The organism is Klebsiella sp. CN_Kp104, from assembly GCF_040064515.1.
In the GTDB taxonomy this organism is placed as follows: Bacteria; Pseudomonadota; Gammaproteobacteria; order Enterobacterales; family Enterobacteriaceae; genus Klebsiella; species Klebsiella aerogenes.
The window spans coordinates 229,767-247,896 of the sequence record NZ_JBEAII010000001.1; the positions used below are offsets into that span (position 1 = coordinate 229,767).

An 18,130-nucleotide genomic window follows, 5' to 3' on the forward strand; every position below is an offset into this window, starting at 1 on the left:
AGCATCCTCTCACTGGGGCGTTCCATTCAAACCAAAGCAGAAAAAAGGAGGCGGAGTATACCTTTAATACCCGGTGCTGTCCTGCTGCGATGGCTCGACGGTAACGCTGACGGTCATTTGCGAGGCCTAGTTTAATATATTGAACACGGATCACACCACAAGCTTTGCGCCGGGTCGAGCGCATTTCGTGCCTCATGTGTTATCAATATGTAGCGATTTTCGTGTTGAACGTTGAAAAGATGAAGATTCTGCATAGCGCGATCTGCGCAACAGGAATAGACTGGAGCCGATACTTTACAGACACGCTAAAGGTTTTTTATGACACAACAGCCCCAAGCCAAATACCGCCACGACTACCGTGCGCCGGATTATCTGATTAGCGATATTGATTTGACCTTTGACCTGGATGCCGCGAAAACCGTTGTCACGGCAGAGAGTAAGGTTTCCCGTCACGCGGCTGCGTCTGATGTGCCATTGCGTCTGGATGGCGAAGACCTGACCCTGATTTCACTGCAGGTGAATGGTCAGCCGTGGAGTGACTATAAAGAAGAAAATAATCAGCTGGTGATTGGCGGTTTGCCGGACAGTTTCACCCTGACTATCGTCAACGAAATTAGCCCGGCGGCGAACACCGCGCTGGAAGGCCTGTATCAGTCAGGCGAAGCGCTATGTACCCAGTGTGAAGCAGAAGGTTTCCGTCACATTACCTGGTACCTCGACCGCCCGGATGTGCTGGCGCGCTTCACCACCAAAATCATTGCCGATAAAGCGAAATATCCGTTCCTGCTCTCCAACGGCAACCGCGTCGCGCAGGGCGAGCTGGACAATGGCCGTCACTGGATCCAGTGGCAGGATCCGTTCCCAAAACCCTGTTACCTGTTCGCGCTGGTGGCCGGCGATTTCGACGTGCTGCGTGACACCTTCACCACCCGCTCCGGGCGTGAAGTCGCGCTTGAGCTGTACGTTGACCGCGGCAACCTCGACCGCGCGCCATGGGCGATGACCTCGCTGAAAAATTCAATGAAGTGGGACGAAACCCGTTTCGGTCTCGAATATGACCTCGACATCTATATGATCGTCGCCGTCGACTTCTTCAATATGGGGGCGATGGAGAACAAAGGCCTCAACGTCTTTAACTCTAAATACGTGCTGGCCCGTACCGATACCGCGACCGATAAAGATTACCTCGATATTGAGCGCGTCATTGGTCACGAATATTTCCATAACTGGACCGGCAACCGCGTGACCTGTCGCGACTGGTTCCAGCTCAGCCTGAAAGAAGGGCTGACCGTATTCCGCGATCAGGAATTCAGTTCCGACCTCGGCTCGCGCGCGGTGAACCGCATCAACAACGTGCGTACCATGCGTGGGCTGCAATTTGCTGAAGACGCCAGCCCGATGGCGCACCCGATCCGTCCGGATATGGTTATTGAGATGAACAACTTCTACACCCTGACGGTATACGAAAAGGGCGCGGAAGTGATCCGTATGCTGCACACCCTGCTCGGCGAAGCCAATTTCCAGAAAGGGATGCAATTGTACTTTGAGCGCCACGACGGCAGCGCCGCCACCTGCGATGATTTCGTGCAGGCGATGGAAGATGCTTCGAACGTCGATCTGTCGCATTTCCGTCGCTGGTACAGCCAGTCCGGCACGCCGGTCGTTACCGTGCATGACGACTATAACCCGGAAACCGAGCAGTACACCCTGACTATCAGCCAGCGTACGCCGCCGACCGCGGAACAGGCCGACAAGCAGCCACTGCACATCCCGTTCAGTATTGAGCTGTACGATAACGAAGGCAAAGCGATCCCGCTGCAGAAGGGCGGCCATCCGGTGCACCACGTGTTGAATGTCACCCAGGCGGAACAGACGTTCGTCTTTGATAATGTTTACTTCCAGCCGGTACCGGCGCTGCTGTGTGAATTCTCCGCGCCGGTCAAACTTGAATATAAGTGGAGCGACCAGCAGCTGACGTTCCTGATGCGCCACGCGCGTAACGACTTCTCGCGTTGGGATGCCGCGCAGAGCCTGCTGGCGACCTACATCAAGCTCAACGTTAACCGTCATCAGCAGGGGCAGCCGCTGTCGCTGCCGATCCACGTCGCTGACGCTTTCCGCGCGATCCTGCTCGACGAGAAGATCGATCCGGCGCTGGCGGCGGAAATTTTAACGCTGCCGTCGGCCAACGAAATCGCCGAACTGTTCACCATCATCGATCCGATTGCCATCGCGGCGGTGCGCGAAGCGCTGACCCGTACGCTGGCGAAAGAGCTGGCCGATGAGCTGCTGGTGGTTTACAACGCCAACAAGCTCGACAGCTATCGCGTAGACCATGCCGATATCGGTAAACGTTCCCTGCGCAATACCTGCCTGCGCTATCTGGCTTTTGGCGATGTTGAACTGGCAGATAAGCTGGTGCAAGCCCAGTATCATCATGCTGACAACATGACCGACGCGTTGGCTGCGCTGTCGTCGGCGGTGGCGGCGGAGTTGCCGTGCCGTGATGCATTGATGCAGGAGTATGACGATAAGTGGCACCAGGACGGCCTGGTGATGGACAAGTGGTTCATCCTGCAGTCCACCAGCCCGGCGGCCAATGTGGTTGAGACGGTACGCGGCTTGCTCAAGCACCGTTCATTCACGATGAGTAACCCGAACCGCGTACGTTCGCTGATCGGCGCCTTCGCGAGTAGCAACCCGGCGGCGTTCCACGCTGAAGACGGCAGCGGTTACCAGTTCCTGGTGGAAATGCTGACCGAGCTCAATAGCCGCAACCCGCAGGTGGCGTCGCGTCTGATTGAGCCGCTGATTCGTCTAAAACGCTACGATGAGAAACGTCAGGCCAAGATGCGTGCGGCGCTGGAACAGCTGAAAGGGCTGGAGAATCTCTCCGGCGATCTGTTCGAGAAGATCGGCAAAGCGCTGGCGTAACGGCCGCAAAATCCCCGGTGGCGCTCTCGCTGACCGGGGCTACAGCGCTGTGCGATTTGGTAGCCCGGCCGAGCGAAGCGCAGGCCGGGAACGTCAGTTAGCCATGACTAAACAAACGCGGCGCACGCTCGCTGTCGCCGCGCTTCATCACCCGATCGAGTACCTGCGCTTCCAGTTCCGCCAGCTTCGCCGAGCCGAACCGCCGCGGACGTGGAATATCCACGCTCAAATCGAGGCCAATTTTCTTTTCTTCTATTAACAGCACCCGGTCGGCCATCGCCACCGCTTCACTCACATCATGAGTTACCAGCAACACGGTAAAGCCGTGTTCTTGCCAGAGCGAAACAATCAATTCCTGCATTTCCAGACGGGTGAGGGCGTCAAGCGCTCCCAGCGGTTCATCCAGCAGCAGCAGACGCGGGCGATGGATCAGCGCGCGGGCCAGCGCAACACGCTGTTTTTGCCCGCCGGAGAGGGCCGCCGGCCACTCATCGGCTCTCTCTTCCAGCCCGACGCTGGCCAGCGCCTGGCGGGCGGCATCGCGCCACTGGCCCTTCAGCCCAAGTCCAACGTTGTCGATAACCGTCTTCCACGGCAGCAACCGCGCGTCCTGGAACATCATACGCGTATCATCCTGAATCTGCGCAAGCGGAGTCGCGCCTGCCAGTAGTTCGCCGCCGTTGGGTTTTTCCAGCCCGGCCAGCAGGCGCAGCAGGGTGCTTTTACCGCCGCCGCTGCGACCGACCACCGCGACAAATTGCCCGGTAGGAATATGTAAATCCAGCTCATTGAGAATGACATTGTCGCCGTAGCGTTTGCTGACCCCATTGAGTAACAGCGGGATCCCGGGATTAAGACGAGCAGTATTCATGCGTTAGCCTCCTGAAGACGGTACGCCGGGTTCCAGCGTAGCCACACGCGTTCCAGCAGTTGCGCGCTAAAATCGGCGAGCTTGCCGAGAATGGCGTAAAGAATAATGGCGACCACCACCACGTCAGTTTGCAGAAACTCGCGGGCGTTCATAGCCAGGTAGCCGATTCCGGCATTCGCGGAGATGGTCTCAGCGACGATAAGCGTCAGCCACATCAATCCGAGGGCGAAGCGAATGCCGACCATAATCGAGGGCAAGGCGCCGGGAAGGATCACGTGGCGGAAGAGGGCGAATCCTGATAAGCCATAGCTACGCGCCATTTCCACCAGACCGCGATCGATATTGCGGATACCGTGCCAGGTATTGATGTAAATCGGAAACATCGTCCCCAGCGCGACAAGAAATATTTTGGCGCTTTCGTCAATACCAAACCACAAAATCACCAATGGAATTAGCGCCAGATGCGGCACATTGCGCAGCATCTGGATGGAGGTATCCAGCAGGCGTTCGCCCCAGCGCGAGAGGCCGCTGATGAGTCCGAGTGTCAGGCCGATGGAGCCGCCAATGGCGAAGCCGAGTAAGGCGCGCCAGGAACTGATGGCCAGGTGTTGCCACAGCTCGCCGCTGGCGGAGAGCGTCCAGAAGGCTTTCAGTACCCCCTCCGGAGAGGGGAGAATACGGGTTGAGAGCCAGCCTACCGATGACGCCAATTGCCAGATAAGCACGGTGCCCACCGGTAAAAACCAAGGAGCGAGGCGTAATAGAAGTTTTTGCGAAGAGGCTGCCATAGTTCGCTCCCTAACTTTGCGCCGCTTTACGCGGGATAAATTCGTTCGCCACCGCTTCGCCCTGCAGGCGCAAGTTTTGCGGCTGAGGGATCGTCGGGACGTTGACATCGAGCAGCGGGAACAGCAGTTCGCCGACTCTCCAGGCTTCCTCAAGGTGCGGGTAGCCGGAGAAGATAAAACTGTCGATGCCAAGTTCAGCGTATTCATTAATACGTTCGGCGACGGTAGCCGCATCGCCCACCAGCGCGGTGCCCGCGCCGCCGCGCGCCAGCCCGACCCCGGCCCACAGGTTTGGGCTGATTTCCAGCTTGTCGCGACGGCCGTTGTGCAGCGCCGCCATGCGATGTTGGCCAACAGAATCGGTTTGCGCGAAGGCGGCCTGCGCGCGGGCGATGGTCTCGTCATCCAGATGGGAAATTAAGCTCTCCGCCGCTTGCCATGCCTCTTCATTGGTTTCGCGGACGATGACGTGTAAACGAATACCAAAGCGGACGCTGCGGCCGAGGCGCGCGGCTTTCTCACGCACCTGGGCGATTTTTTCCGCCACCTGCGCCGGCGGTTCGCCCCAGGTCAGGTAGAGGTCGACCTGTTCGGCGGCCAGATCCTGTGCAACGTCCGAGGAGCCGCCAAAGTAGAGCGGCGGTCGCGGCTGTTGCTGCGGCGGGAAGAGCAGTTTCGCCCCGCGCACGTGCTGGTGCTTGCCGTGGAAAGTCACGGTTTCACCTTCCATCAGTTTGCGCCAGATGTGGGTGAACTCGGCGGAGGCTTCGTAGCGTTCGGTGTGGTCGAGGAATACGCCATCGCCGGCTAATTCATTTGGATCGCTGCCGGTGACCAGATTGAACAAGGCCCGACCATTAGAGAGCCGGTCAAGCGTGGCAGCCTGGCGCGCGGCGACGGTGGGGGATACCACGCTTGGGCGCAGCGCGACAAGAAACTTCAGCCGTTGGGTGACGGGGATCATTGAAGCGGCAACCAGCCAGGCATCTTCGCACGAGCGTCCGGTAGGAATGAGTACGCCGGTGAAGCCGAGCCGGTCGGCGGCCTGGGCGATTTGCTGCAGATAACTGTAATCTACCGGGCGCGCGCCTTCATCGGTGCCCAGATAGCGACCGTCACCGTGGGTGGGTAAGAACCAGAACATATTCAGACTCATGATTTCGCTCCTTGTGCGGGGGCAGGCTGCCAGATACGGTTTTGAATAGTGATTTTTTTCGGTACCAGCTTGTTCTCATAGAACAGATCGGCGGTTTGCTGTTGGCGAGCGGCCGTTTCAGCGCTTACCGGCGATATCGCAGTGGGCGGACGATGGTCGAGATAGCTGGCAATCACCGCTTCGGGTAGACCCATCGTTTTGGCCAGCAGGGCAATACTTTGCTGGCGATGGCTAATGGTCAGGGCATCCGCCTGGCTAAAGGTCGCCAGCACGCCTTCGATAAAGGCGCCGTTCTTTTCGGCATAAGGACGAGCGGCAAGATAGAACGAACCGGTCTGCTTCAGGTCGCTACCATCTTTCAGTACCCGTACCCCGCCTTGCAGCAGCGCCGCAGAGTAATAGGGATCCCAGATAGCCCAGGCATCGACATTACCCTGCTGAAAAGCGGCGCGGGCATCGGCGGGGGCAAGATACACCGGCTGGATATCGCTGAATTTCAGACCTGCCTGCTGTAGAGCGCGCAGCAGCAGATTGTGCGAACTGGAGCCCTTCTGGAACGCCACCTTACGGCCTTTCAGTTCAGCCACGCTTTTGATTGGGCTGTTATCGGCGACCAGAATCACTTCCGCTTTCGGTTTCGCGGGTTCCGCGCCGATATAGACCAGATCGGCGCCGGCAGCCTGAGCGAAAATCGGTGGAATATCGCCGGTACTGCCGATATCAATACTGCCGACGTTCAGCGCTTCCAGCATTTGCGGCCCGGCAGGAAATTCGACCCACGAAATCTTAGTTTGCGGATAGCGCTGCTCCAGCAGCTGATGGCTCTTCGCCAGCACCATACTGACGCTGCCTTTCTGGTAGCCGATGCGTAGGGCTTCCGGCGCCTGCGGGGCCGCATGCGTAATAAAGGAAAGCGCGAGTAGTCCGCCGAGGGTCAGGGCACGCAGAGGATTAAGCATGCTCAACCCCCTGTAAGGTCTTTAGCCCCGGGATGCGGCTGTTGCGGCGATTCAGCGCCTGCCAGAAGGTCTCCAGCGCCTGGTCGAGACGGTTTTGCAGATTCGGTGTGAACTGCGGTTTATGTTGATAATCGGTGACCTGGCTGTCATCGGCGAATACGCCATGGAGGATCTCCTGCGCTTTGAGAGCATTAAGCACCGGCTTCAGGGCGTAATCGACCGCCAGCATATGGGCGATGGTGCCGCCTGTCGCCAGCGGCAGGACAATTTTGCCTTCCAGAGCGCGTTCGGGGAGCAAATCCAGTAGCGTCTTCAGCGCGCCGGAAAAAGAGGCTTTATAGACGGGAGTGGCGATAATCAGGCCATCGGCGCCGGCCAGTTGTTCATTTAAGGTATGCAGAGCGGGGTTATCGAAGCGGGCGTAAAGCAGATCTTCGGGATCAAAATTCTGTAAATGCCAGTGATAGACTTCGATGTCGGCCGCGGCAAGTTTCTCTCTGGTGTACTCAAGCAATGCGCTTGAGCGAGAAGGGTAGCGGGGGCTGCCCGCGAGTGTAATAACGCGCATACTCTCTCCTTATAACCAAATGTTTGCATTTATCTATAATTGATAACATTTTATGGCAGTGTGACAGAGGGCGTTTATTTCCCTAAATGATTTTTCCGGGGTTAAATTGCCAAAATGCGCATAACAGGCGGCAAAGAGGTAAACGTTTGCGTTGGACGCGTGATTTTTTGTCGCAGGTCAATTCCCTTTCGGACGCGGATCGAACATAATACGCCCCCGGTTTGCACACCGGGAATCCAGGAGAGTTCATGTACTATCCCTTCGTTCGTAAAGCTCTTTTTCAGCTCGATCCTGAGCGCGCTCATGAAGTAACCTTCCAACAATTACGCCGCGTCACCGGCACGCCGCTGGAAATGCTGGTTCGACAAAAAGTACCGTCGAAACCCGTTACCTGCATGGGGCTCACTTTCAAGAATCCGCTGGGGCTGGCGGCCGGGCTTGATAAAAACGGCGAGTGCATTGATGCGCTCGGTGCGATGGGCTTCGGCTCAATCGAAATTGGTACCGTGACTCCGCGTCCGCAGCCGGGCAATGATAAGCCGAGGATCTTCCGTCTCGTCGATGCCGAAGGTTTGATCAACCGCATGGGCTTTAATAACCACGGCGTTGATAACCTGGTCGAGAATGTGAAAAAAGCGCATTTTGACGGCGTGCTGGGGATTAATATCGGTAAAAATAAAGATACCCCGGTTGAGCAGGGTAAAGATGATTATCTGATTTGTATGGAAAAAGTCTATCCATACGCTGGATATATCGCCATTAATATCTCCTCGCCGAATACCCCAGGGCTGCGTACTTTGCAATATGGTGAAGCGCTGGATGATTTACTCAGCGGTATTAAAAATAAGCAGCTCGAACTTCAACAGAAACATCAAAAATATGTTCCTGTGGCGGTGAAGATCGCCCCGGATCTTTCTGTCGAAGAATTGATCCAGGTAGCCGACAGCTTAGTCCGCCATAATATTGATGGCGTCATTGCTACCAATACCACCCTCGATCGTTCACTGGTCCAGGGGATGAAGCATTGTGATGAAACCGGTGGGTTGAGTGGTCGTCCATTACAATTAAAAAGCACCGAGATTATTCGTATGCTGGCCACGGAATTAAATGGTCGTTTGCCCATTATCGGAGTTGGCGGTATTGACTCGGTGATTGCCGCTCGTGAAAAGCTGGCTGCTGGCGCCACGCTGGTGCAGATTTATTCCGGGTTTATTTTTAAAGGGCCACCGCTGATTAAAGAAATTGTTACACACATCTAATCTTTTCCCCTTCTGAATCTTCCCCAGGGCTTTATTTCCGGCCCTGGTTGTTTTATATTCCTTCATTGTTGCTTATTTAGACATTTTAGTCTTTTCTTAATTTTAGAAATTATTCTGTAGCAGGATGCCATTGCTTTGCAGAAGGAAGTGGAAGAGGACGGGGGTAGAAATGCGGATTAAACCTGACGATAACTGGCGTTGGTATTACGACGAAGAGCATGACCGCATGATGCTCGATCTGGCCAATGGTATGTTATTTCGCTCACGTTTCGCCCGGCGCATGTTAACGCCTGACGCTTTCGCGCCGTCGGGATTTTGCGTCGATGACGCGGCGCTCTATTTTTCTTTTGAAGAAAAATGCCGTGATATTGAATTAAACAAAGAGCAGCGTGCCGAATTAGTATTAAATGCCTTAACCGCGATCCGTTTTCTGAAACCGCAGATGCCGAAGAGCTGGCATTTCACTACTCACCAGCAGCACTGGCAGCCGACCAGCGGCGACGCCGCCAGCGTGTGGATCAGCGATACCGGCGAGCAGGTCAATTTGCTGGTGGTCGAACCGGGTGAAAACGCCACGCTCTGCCTGCTGGCGCAACCGGGATTGACTCTGGCAGGGCGGGTGATGCAGTTAGGCGATGTGATTAAAATTATGAACGACAGACTGCAGCCGGCGCAGAGCGCGGCCAGCTACAGCCTGGGGCAGGCGGTTTAAGGCGCCAGGCGCAGCGCGGTTTTCGGTACGCAGCTGCAGCATAAAATGGTGCCATCCGCGGCGACCGCATTTTTCTTTAACGGACTCACTTCACCCTCTTCCAGGCGGATACGACAACTGCCGCAGATCCCGGCGCGGCAGGAATAAGGGATACGAATGCCCTGTTGTTCCAGTTGCTCCAGCAGCACCTGCTGGTTATTGCCGGTAAACTGTTGCCCCTGCCACTCAATCTCAACCGTCGCTTTTGGCTGCGCATCGGCCGCCAGCGTATCGTCGCTATCGCCAGCGCCATAGACTTTCGCCGGGCCGCGCGTCAGCACTTCCACCTCATCACCCACGCGGATAACGCCGCTGTTGCGGGCGATCAGGTTCTGGCCAAAATCGACATCGCCATTATCCTGCGCGGTACGAAAACGCTTTAACGTCTCCAGCGGCTCGCCGGACGGATGCTTTTGCCCACGCTCCGGGCTGACGGTGGTGAAAATGCAGCGGCTGCAGGGTTTGGCGACGTCAAATACCACTTCGCCGATGCGAATAACTTTCCAGCTATCTTCATCCCACGCCGCGGCGCCGGTGACCACCAGATTAGGGCGAAACTGTTCTATGCTTACGCTGGCAGGGCAACGTTGCTGCAGATCGCGAAGCGAGGCTTCATTGGCGAGCAGGTAGGGATAACCATCGGCGAAGGAGAGCGGCACCGCGTCGTGGCGTTTTACTCGCCGGGTTAGCTGCGGCCCGAGCCAGCGCAGTTGGACGTCGCGGTTGAAGAAGCCGCTGAGCCACTGGTTGATGGCGGCTGGCGCGATCAAGGCGGTGAAATGGTTGCCCCACACCTCCGTCGGCTCGCCCTGGGGAGCGAAATCATCAAAGCGCACCAACGCGCTGCTGCCATCCGGCGCGGTCAAGTGCAGGCCGTCATGAAGCGGCGAAGGCAGGAATTTCACCATCTGCGGAAACTGGCGCGCGGTAATAAACGTACCGTCGGTTTCAGTCAGCATAAAGATGCGGTCGAAGGCCATGCCGCTAATATCGGCAAAGGCATGGGTGACGCCAATTCCGCGCATGGATTTGACAGGATGAATAAAAAGTTTCGATAGCGTTACCATACGCTGCCCCTGGGTTCAAAAATAAGCCTTTAACTTTATGACATAGGGCACATATTGGCTATAATGCGCACCAATTTTCTTTAAGTAAAAGTGACGATATGAAATCTCTGTTTGCCAGCACGGCTCGTGGTCTTGAAGAGCTGTTAAAAACTGAACTGGAAGGACTTGGTGCCACGGCGTGCCAGGTCGTCCAGGGCGGGGTTCATTTTCAGGGAGATACGCGCCTGCTGTATCAAAGCCTGATGTGGAGCCGGCTGGCCTCGCGCATCATGCTGCCGCTGGGTGAGTGCAGCGTGTATAGCGATCTGGATCTCTACCTGGGGGTTCAATCGATTCCGTGGACGGAGATCTTTACCACTGACGCCACCTTCGCGGTGCATTTTAGCGGCCTCAATGAGGAAATCCGCAACAGTCAGTATGGCGCATTAAAAGTCAAAGACGCTATCGTCGATAGCTTCACGCGTAAAAATCTGCCGCGTCCGAATGTCGATCGTGAGAATCCCGATCTGCGTATCAACGTCTGGCTGAACAAAGAGACGGCGCATATTTCACTGGATCTAAGCGGCGAAGGCCTGCATCTGCGCGGCTACCGTGATGGCACCGGCATGGCGCCGATCAAAGAAAACCTCGCGGCGGCAATCGTCATGCGCTCCGGCTGGGTAGCGGGAACGCCGCTGCTCGATCCGATGTGCGGTTCCGGCACGTTGCTGATTGAAGCGGCGATGCTGGCGACCGATCGTGCGCCGGGCCTGCACCGCGGCCACTGGGGCTTCGGCGGATGGGCGCAACACGATGATGCTATCTGGAAAGAGGTAAAAGCCGAGGCGCAAACGCGCGCTCGTCAGGGGCTGGCGGCTTATGAATCACGCTTCTACGGCTCTGACGTCGACGAGCGCGTGATTGAACGCGCGCGCCGCAATGCCCGCCGCGCCGGAATTGGCGAGCTCATCAATTTTGAAGTGAAAGACGTCGCGCAGCTCAATAATCCGCTGCCGAAAGGCCCGTACGGCACCGTTATCAGCAACCCGCCGTACGGCGAGCGTCTGGAAAGCGAACCGGCGCTGATTGCCCTGCACAGCCTGCTGGGGCGGATTATGAAAAACCAGTTTGGCGGCTGGAACCTGTCGGTCTTCAGCGCCTCGCCGGAATTGCTGAGCTGCCTGCAGCTGCGCGCCGATAAACAGTTTAAAGCCAAAAACGGCCCGCTGGACTGCGTACAGAAGAACTATCATCTGGCGGAAAGCGAAGGCGGCAAGCCGGCGATGCTGGCGGAAGATTTTGCCAACCGCTTACGTAAAAACCTGAAGAAGTTTGAAAAGTGGGCGCGTCAGGAAGGCATTGAATGCTATCGCCTGTACGATGCCGATTTGCCGGAATATAACGTAGCTATCGACCGCTACGGCGAGTGGGTAGTGGTGCAGGAGTACGCGCCGCCGAAAACCGTCGATGCGCACAAAGCGCGCCAGCGTCTGTTCGATATTATCGCCGCGACTATCGCGGTGTTAGGGATTGCGCCGAATAAACTGGTGCTGAAGACCCGCGAGCGGCAGAAGGGTAAAAATCAGTACCAGAAGATGGCGGAGAAGGGCGACTTTATCGAGGTACAGGAGTATAACGCGCGTCTGTGGGTTAACCTTACCGACTATCTCGACACCGGTCTGTTCCTTGACCACCGTATCGCCCGTCGTATGCTCGGCCAGATGAGCAAGGGTAAGGATTTCCTTAACCTGTTCTCCTATACCGGCAGCGCCAGCGTTCACGCCGGTCTGGGCGGCGCGCGCTCAACTACGACTGTCGATATGTCACGCACCTATCTGGAATGGGCGGAACGCAACCTGCGTCTCAATGGTTTAACCGGTCGTGCGCATCGCCTGATGCAGGCGGACGTGCTGGGTTGGCTGCGGGAAAGCACCGAGCAGTTCGATCTGATCTTTATCGATCCGCCGACCTTCTCCAACTCCAAACGAATGGAAGATGCCTTTGATGTGCAGCGCGATCATATCCGTCTGATGACCGATCTAAAACGTCTGCTGCGTAAAGGCGGCACGATTATGTTCTCGAATAACAAACGCGGTTTCCGTATGGATCATGACGGGCTGGCGGCGCTTGGCCTGAAGGCGCAAGAAATTTCGCAAAAAACGCTGTCGCAGGATTTTGCCCGCAACCGTCAGATCCACAACTGCTGGCTGATTACCGCGGCCTGAAAGGAATAAAGAATGTCACTGATTAGTATGCACGGCGCCTGGCTTTCGTTCAGCGATGCGCCGCTGCTGGATAATGCTGAACTGCATATCGAAGATAACGAACGCGTCTGCCTGGTAGGGCGTAACGGCGCCGGTAAATCGACCCTGATGAAAATCCTCAACCGCGAGCAGGGTCTGGACGATGGGCGTATTATTTATGAACAGGATCTGATCGTTGCGCGTCTGCAGCAGGATCCTCCGCGTAATGTCGCAGGTACGGTGTACGATTTTGTCGCGGAAGGGATCGCCGAACAGGCGGCGTATCTGAAGGCCTATCATGATGTTTCGCATCAGGTGATGACCGATCCGAGCGATAAAAATTTAAATGAACTGGCTCGCCTGCAGGAACAGCTGGATAACCTGGGGCTGTGGCAGTTAGATAGCCGTATCAACGAAGTGATCGAGCAGCTTGGCCTTAACGCCGACGCGCAGCTGGCGTCGCTGTCCGGCGGCTGGCTGCGTAAAGCGGCGCTGGGCCGCGCGCTGGTTAGCGGGCCGCGCGTACTGTTGCTGGATGAACCGACTAACCACCTCGATATCGAAACTATCGACTGGCTGGAAGGGTTCCTCAAATCCTTTAAAGGCACCATCATCTTCATTTCGCACGACCGTTCTTTTATCCGCAATATGGCAACGCGCATCGTCGATCTCGATCGCGGCAAGCTGGTGACCTATCCGGGCAATTACGATCAATATCTGCTGGATAAAGAAGAAGCGCTGCGCGTCGAAGAGTTACAGAATGCTGAATTCGACCGCAAGCTGGCGCAGGAAGAGGTGTGGATCCGTCAGGGGATTAAAGCGCGTCGTACCCGCAACGAAGGCCGCGTCCGCGCGCTGAAGGCGATGCGTCGCGAGCGCGGCGAACGCCGTGAAGTGATGGGCAGCGCGAAGATGCAGGTCGAGGAGGCTTCTCGCTCCGGCAAAATCGTCTTTGAGATGGAAAACGTCAACTATCAGGTTGACGGCAAAGTGCTGGTTAAAGATTTCTCCGCGCAAATCCAGCGTGGCGACAAGATTGCGCTGATTGGCCCGAACGGCTGCGGTAAAACCACGCTGCTGAAGCTGATGCTCGGCCAGTTGCAGGCCGATAGCGGGCGTATCCACGTCGGTACCAAGCTGGAAGTCGCATACTTCGACCAGCACCGCGCGGAGTTGGATCCGGACCGCACGGTGATGGATAACCTTGCGGAAGGTAAACAAGAGGTGATGGTTAACGGTAAGCCGCGTCACGTGCTGGGCTATCTGCAGGACTTCCTGTTCCATCCAAAACGGGCGATGACCCCGGTACGCGCGTTGTCCGGCGGGGAGCGTAACCGTCTGCTGCTCGCGCGCTTGTTCCTGAAACCCAGTAACTTATTGATTCTTGATGAACCGACTAACGACCTTGATGTCGAAACGCTGGAACTGCTGGAAGAGCTGATCGATGGCTACCAGGGCACCGTGATGCTGGTGAGCCACGACCGTCAATTTGTTGACAACACCGTGACCGAGTGCTGGATCTTCGAGGGCGGCGGGCGTATCGGCCAATATATCGGCGGTTATCACGACGCGCGCGGACAGCAAGCGCAGTCGCTGGCGAATAAACAGCCGATTGTAAAAAAACCGGCGGAAGTCGCTCAACCGAAAGCAGAAAGTGTCAAACGCTCCGCCAGCAAACTAAGCTATAACCTGCAGCGCGAACTGGAACAGCTGCCGCAGAAGCTGGAAGATCTGGAAACTCAACTGCAGACGCTGCAGGAAAAAGTTGCCGATCCTTCATTCTTCGGCCAGCCGCATGACCAGACCCAGCAGGTGCTGGCGCAGTTAGCGGAAGCGGAACAGGCCCTGGAAGCGGCCTTTGAACGCTGGGAATATCTCGAAGGACTCAAAAACGGCGCTTAAGCTGAGGAGTGTTCATGTGCGATCATCATCATGCTGCGCGGCACATATTGTGCCCACAATGTGATCTGCTGGTGGCTTTGCCGCCGCTGGAGCATCGCCAGAAAGCCGCATGCCCACGCTGCGGCACCACGCTCACCACATCGTGGGACGCGCCGCGGCAGCGCCCCACGGCCTATGCGCTGGTGGCGCTGTTCATGCTGCTGCTGGCGAACCTGTTTCCTTTTGTTTATATGAAAGTCGGCGGGATCAGCAGCGAAATTGAGCTGCTGGAAATACCTAATGTGTTGTTCACCGAGGATTACGCCAGCCTCGGTACGTTCTTTTTACTCTTTGTCCAACTGGTCCCGGCGTTTTGTCTGGTGACCATCTTATTGTTGGTCAATCGCGTTCATATGCCTTCACGCTTGAAGGCGTTTCTGGCGCGGATTTTGTTTCACCTCAAAAGCTGGGGGATGGCGGAGATTTTCCTCGCCGGGGTGCTGGTCAGCTTCGTTAAACTCATGGCCTATGGTGATATCGGCGTTGGGCTGAGCTTTGTTCCCTGGTGTCTGTTCTGCCTGCTGCAATTGCGGGCGTTTCAGTGCGTCGATCGCCGCTGGCTGTGGGACGACATTGCGCCAATGCCGGTCATTAAGCAGCCGCTGCGCCCTGGCGTGCCGGGGCTTCGCCAGGGGTTACGCTCCTGCTCGTGCTGCACGGCGGTGCTGCCAGCGGATGAGAAAGAGTGTCCACGCTGTCATACCAAAGGTACCCCGCGGCGTAAAAACAGCCTGCAGTGGACGCTGGCGCTGCTGATGACGTCGTTTGTGCTCTATTTACCCGCCAATATTCTGCCGATTATGATTACCGATCTGCTGGGCGATAAAATGCCGTCGACAATCATGGCGGGCGTCGTTCTGCTGTGGAGTGAGGGCTCTTACCCGGTCGCGCTGGTTATCTTTATCGCCAGTATCATGGTGCCGACGTTAAAAATGATCGCTATCGGCTGGCTATGCTGGAGTGCGAACGGAAACGGCGCGCGTGATTCAGAGCGTATGCACCTGATTTATGAAGTGGTTGAATTTGTTGGCCGTTGGTCAATGATCGACGTTTTTGTCATCGCGGTACTCTCGGCGCTGGTGCGTATGGGAGGCTTGATGAATATCTATCCGGCGATAGGCGCGGTGATGTTCGCGCTGGTCGTTGTTATGACCATGTTCTCGGCCATGATGTTTGACCCACGTCTATTGTGGGACCGTGAACCAGATCCAAGCCATGAGGAAATGCAACAGCATGGAAAATAAGAGCGGAGAAGCGAAAGTGCAGAAGGTGAAGAACTGGTCACCGGTCTGGATCTTTCCGATTGTGACTGTGCTCATCGGCGCATGGATACTGTTTTACCACTACAGCCACCAGGGGCCGGAGGTGACGCTTATCACCACCAACGCCGAAGGCATTGAAGGGGGTAAAACGCGTATCAAGAGCCGCAGCGTTGATGTCGGGGTGGTGGAAAGCGCTATCCTGACTGATGACCTGAAACATGTAGAAATTAAAGCGCGTCTGAACTCGGGGATGCAGAAGCTACTCCATAAAGACTCGGTGTTCTGGGTGGTGAAACCGCAGGTGGGGCGCGAGGGGATTAGCGGCCTCGGCACCTTGCTTTCCGGCGCCTATATCGAATTGCAGCCAGGTAAAGAAGGTTCTGTGGCGCCGCAGTATCCGCTGTTGGATTCGCCGCCATTGGCTTCACCGGATGCCAAAGGCATCCGTGTTCTGCTGGAAAGTAGCAAAGCCGGGCAACTCTCGCCTGGCGATCCGGTGCTGTTCCGCGGCTATCGCGTTGGTTCGGTTGAAACCAGTACCTTTGATACGCAGAAGCGCCGCATCACCTATCAGCTGTTTATCAATGCGCCGAACGACCGTCTGGTGACGACCAACGTTCGCTTCTGGAAAGATAGCGGTATCGCGGTTGACCTCACGTCCGCGGGAATGCGCGTCGAGATGGGCTCGCTGTCGACGCTGTTTGGCGGCGGTGTGAGTTTTGACATTCCGGAAGGACTTGATCTCGGCGAGCCGGTGGCGAATAAAACGGAATACCACCTGTTTGACGATCAGAAGAGTATTCAGGATTCGGTGTTCACCCAGCATATTGATTACGTCCTGTTCTTTAAAGATTCAGTGCGTGGTCTGCAGCCAGGGGCGCCGGTTGAATTCCGCGGTATTCGTCTTGGTACCGTCGGCAAAGTGCCGTTCTTTATCCCCGGTTTGAAACAGAGCCTGAACGATGATTATCGTATCCCGGTTGAAATACGTATCGAGCCGGAACGTCTGATCAATCAACTGGGCGGCGATCCGAACATTCGCGCGCATATTGACGATCTGATCAACCGCGGGCTTCGTGCTTCGCTGAAAACCGGCAACCTGGTCACCGGCGCGCTGTATATCGATCTCGACTTCTATCCGAAAGCGCCTCCGCGCGGCAAGATTCAGGAGTTCGGCGGCTATCCGATCATTCCAACCGTCAGCGGCGGTCTGGCGCAGATCCAGCAGCGTCTGATGGATGCGCTCGATAAGATTAACAATCTGCCGATTAACCCGCTGCTGGAGCAGGCGACCAGTACCCTGGCGCAGAGCCAGAAAACCATGCAGCGTGTCCAGACTACGCTCGACAACTTGAATAAGATCACTTCAAGCCAGTCGATGCAGCAGCTTCCAGCTGATATGCAGAGTACGTTGCGCGAGTTGAACCGCAGTATGCAGGGCTTCCAGCCAGGCTCGGCGGCCTACAATAAGATGGTTGCGGATATGCAGCGACTGGATCAGGTGCTTCGTGAACTGCAGCCGGTACTGAAAACCCTCAACGACAAGAGCAATGCGCTGGTATTTGAGGCCAAGGATAAAAAAGATCCGCAGCCGAAGGGAGCGAAATAATGAAAAAGTGGTTAGTAGCGGCAGCGGTATGCGTACTGACGGCCTGCAGCAGCGGTGGTGAGAGTAAAACTTACTATCAATTACCGGTAGCAAAGAGCGGCGCGCAAAGCGCCATCAACCAGAGCAAGAATTTGCTGTGGGTTGAGCAGGTCAGTATCCCTGATTATCTGGCCGGCAATGGCGTGGTTTATCAGACTACCGATGTGCAGTATGTGATTGCTAATAACAATCTGTGGGCGAGCCCGCTGGACCAGCAGTTACGTACCACGCTGGTGGCGAATCTGAGCAATCAACTGCCGGGTTGGGTGGTGGCATCGCAGCCGTTAGGCAGCGAGCAGGATACGCTTAATGTCTCCGTTAGCGGCTTCCACGGCCGCTACGACGGCCGGGTCATTGTTAGCGGTGAATGGCTGCTTAAGCATCAGGGGCAGTTAATCAAGCGTCCGTTCAATATTGAACTTAAGCAACAGCAGGATGGCTATGACGCGATGGTTAAGACTCTGGCGCAGGCCTGGAGCCAGGAAGCCACCGCGATTGCGAGTGAGTTGAACCGCCTGCCATAAGTAAAATTAATAAAATTAAAGCCGCCGCGACCTGAAAAATCGCCGCGGCTTTTTTATTTGCCGCATCAGGTTGATAGTTGTGCTGGCTCACGATTTTTGTACAAATGAACTTTCATATAGCTCACAAATATGACACTGGCGTGAATTTTGCGCATTGACGCTGCCTGCGTTTCGCGGTAA

The 18,130-nt window shown here is 56.1% G+C and carries 13 protein-coding genes and 1 pseudogene; 8 read left to right on the plus strand and 6 right to left on the minus strand.

The genetic code is table 11. The annotated features are described in order from the left end of the window. Nucleotides 1-318 precede the first annotated feature (318 nt). The gene (gene pepN, locus ABLU80_RS01040) at nucleotides 319-2,934 is read left to right on the plus strand and encodes an aminopeptidase N (RefSeq protein ID WP_072382578.1); all 2,616 of its coding nucleotides are present in this window, start codon (nucleotides 319-321) and stop codon (nucleotides 2,932-2,934) included. A gap of 97 nt (nucleotides 2,935-3,031) precedes the next feature. On the opposite strand, the gene ssuB is transcribed toward pepN, so the two are convergent. From ssuB to ssuE, 5 genes and pseudogenes are all read right to left on the minus strand, one after another. Next, the gene (ssuB, locus tag ABLU80_RS01045; RefSeq protein WP_032707697.1) at nucleotides 3,032-3,805 is read right to left on the minus strand and encodes an aliphatic sulfonates ABC transporter ATP-binding protein; all 774 of its coding nucleotides are present in this window, start codon (nucleotides 3,803-3,805) and stop codon (nucleotides 3,032-3,034) included. Continuing rightward, the gene (gene ssuC / locus ABLU80_RS01050; protein WP_015367447.1) at nucleotides 3,802-4,593 is read right to left on the minus strand and encodes an aliphatic sulfonate ABC transporter permease SsuC; all 792 of its coding nucleotides are present in this window, start codon (nucleotides 4,591-4,593) and stop codon (nucleotides 3,802-3,804) included. Before ssuC ends, ssuB begins: the two co-directional genes overlap by 4 nt. 10 nt (nucleotides 4,594-4,603) lie before the next feature. Beyond that, the gene (ssuD, locus tag ABLU80_RS01055; RefSeq protein ID WP_015367446.1) at nucleotides 4,604-5,749 is read right to left on the minus strand and encodes an FMNH2-dependent alkanesulfonate monooxygenase; all 1,146 of its coding nucleotides are present in this window, start codon (nucleotides 5,747-5,749) and stop codon (nucleotides 4,604-4,606) included. Further along, nucleotides 5,709-6,708 (minus strand): annotated as a pseudogene (locus tag ABLU80_RS01060) (sulfonate ABC transporter substrate-binding protein). The gene ssuD and the pseudogene ABLU80_RS01060 overlap by 41 nt, the downstream one beginning before the upstream one ends. After that, the gene (gene ssuE / locus ABLU80_RS01065) at nucleotides 6,701-7,276 is read right to left on the minus strand and encodes an NADPH-dependent FMN reductase (RefSeq protein WP_015367444.1); all 576 of its coding nucleotides are present in this window, start codon (nucleotides 7,274-7,276) and stop codon (nucleotides 6,701-6,703) included. The pseudogene ABLU80_RS01060 and the gene ssuE overlap by 8 nt, the downstream one beginning before the upstream one ends. A gap of 248 nt (nucleotides 7,277-7,524) precedes the next feature. Here ssuE and pyrD point away from each other — a divergent pair, with 248 nt between their 5' ends. After that, the gene (gene pyrD, locus ABLU80_RS01070) at nucleotides 7,525-8,535 is read left to right on the plus strand and encodes a quinone-dependent dihydroorotate dehydrogenase (protein WP_042892893.1); all 1,011 of its coding nucleotides are present in this window, start codon (nucleotides 7,525-7,527) and stop codon (nucleotides 8,533-8,535) included. A 169-nt stretch (nucleotides 8,536-8,704) separates the two neighbouring features. After that, entirely contained in the window at nucleotides 8,705-9,247 is a 543-nt protein-coding gene (gene zapC / locus ABLU80_RS01075) for a cell division protein ZapC (RefSeq protein ID WP_015704901.1), read from the plus strand. On the opposite strand, the gene ABLU80_RS01080 is transcribed toward zapC, so the two are convergent. Continuing rightward, nucleotides 9,244-10,353, minus strand: a complete 1,110-nt coding sequence (locus ABLU80_RS01080; protein ID WP_020079246.1) for a YcbX family protein — start codon at nucleotides 10,351-10,353, stop codon at nucleotides 9,244-9,246. The genes zapC and ABLU80_RS01080 overlap by 4 nt on opposite strands. 98 nt (nucleotides 10,354-10,451) lie before the next feature. Between ABLU80_RS01080 and rlmKL the strand changes: the two genes are divergently transcribed. Genes rlmKL through pqiC form a run of 5 tightly spaced genes read left to right on the plus strand, consistent with a single transcriptional unit; the run spans nucleotide 10,452 to nucleotide 17,950 of the window. After that, on the plus strand, nucleotides 10,452-12,557 hold the full coding sequence (gene rlmKL / locus ABLU80_RS01085; protein WP_020079245.1) for a bifunctional 23S rRNA (guanine(2069)-N(7))-methyltransferase RlmK/23S rRNA (guanine(2445)-N(2))-methyltransferase RlmL: 2,106 nt from the start codon (nucleotides 10,452-10,454) through the stop codon (nucleotides 12,555-12,557). A gap of 12 nt (nucleotides 12,558-12,569) precedes the next feature. Next, nucleotides 12,570-14,477: an ABC transporter ATP-binding protein gene (locus tag ABLU80_RS01090; RefSeq protein WP_015367439.1), complete on the plus strand. Its 1,908-nt coding sequence runs from the start codon at nucleotides 12,570-12,572 to the stop codon at nucleotides 14,475-14,477. 14 nt (nucleotides 14,478-14,491) lie between these two features. Beyond that, the gene (gene pqiA / locus ABLU80_RS01095) at nucleotides 14,492-15,760 is read left to right on the plus strand and encodes a membrane integrity-associated transporter subunit PqiA (RefSeq protein WP_032711301.1); all 1,269 of its coding nucleotides are present in this window, start codon (nucleotides 14,492-14,494) and stop codon (nucleotides 15,758-15,760) included. After that, entirely contained in the window at nucleotides 15,750-17,387 is a 1,638-nt protein-coding gene (pqiB, locus tag ABLU80_RS01100) for an intermembrane transport protein PqiB (RefSeq protein WP_015704905.1), read from the plus strand. Before pqiA ends, pqiB begins: the two co-directional genes overlap by 11 nt. Then, on the plus strand, nucleotides 17,387-17,950 hold the full coding sequence (gene pqiC, locus ABLU80_RS01105; RefSeq protein WP_163389331.1) for a membrane integrity-associated transporter subunit PqiC: 564 nt from the start codon (nucleotides 17,387-17,389) through the stop codon (nucleotides 17,948-17,950). The genes pqiB and pqiC overlap by 1 nt, the downstream gene beginning before the upstream one ends. Nucleotides 17,951-18,130 lie beyond the last annotated feature (180 nt).

Coding starts and splice junctions, on each gene's coding strand:
- pepN (WP_072382578.1), top strand. CDS start 319: ATGACACAACAGCCCCAAGCCAAATACCGCCACGACTACCGTGCGCCG.
- ssuB (WP_032707697.1), bottom strand. CDS start 3,805: ATGAATACTGCTCGTCTTAATCCCGGGATCCCGCTGTTACTCAATGGG.
- ssuC (WP_015367447.1), bottom strand. CDS start 4,593: ATGGCAGCCTCTTCGCAAAAACTTCTATTACGCCTCGCTCCTTGGTTT.
- ssuD (WP_015367446.1), bottom strand. CDS start 5,749: ATGAGTCTGAATATGTTCTGGTTCTTACCCACCCACGGTGACGGTCGC.
- ssuE (WP_015367444.1), bottom strand. CDS start 7,276: ATGCGCGTTATTACACTCGCGGGCAGCCCCCGCTACCCTTCTCGCTCA.
- pyrD (WP_042892893.1), top strand. CDS start 7,525: ATGTACTATCCCTTCGTTCGTAAAGCTCTTTTTCAGCTCGATCCTGAG.
- zapC (WP_015704901.1), top strand. CDS start 8,705: ATGCGGATTAAACCTGACGATAACTGGCGTTGGTATTACGACGAAGAG.
- ABLU80_RS01080 (WP_020079246.1), bottom strand. CDS start 10,353: ATGGTAACGCTATCGAAACTTTTTATTCATCCTGTCAAATCCATGCGC.
- rlmKL (WP_020079245.1), top strand. CDS start 10,452: ATGAAATCTCTGTTTGCCAGCACGGCTCGTGGTCTTGAAGAGCTGTTA.
- ABLU80_RS01090 (WP_015367439.1), top strand. CDS start 12,570: ATGTCACTGATTAGTATGCACGGCGCCTGGCTTTCGTTCAGCGATGCG.
- pqiA (WP_032711301.1), top strand. CDS start 14,492: ATGTGCGATCATCATCATGCTGCGCGGCACATATTGTGCCCACAATGT.
- pqiB (WP_015704905.1), top strand. CDS start 15,750: ATGGAAAATAAGAGCGGAGAAGCGAAAGTGCAGAAGGTGAAGAACTGG.
- pqiC (WP_163389331.1), top strand. CDS start 17,387: ATGAAAAAGTGGTTAGTAGCGGCAGCGGTATGCGTACTGACGGCCTGC.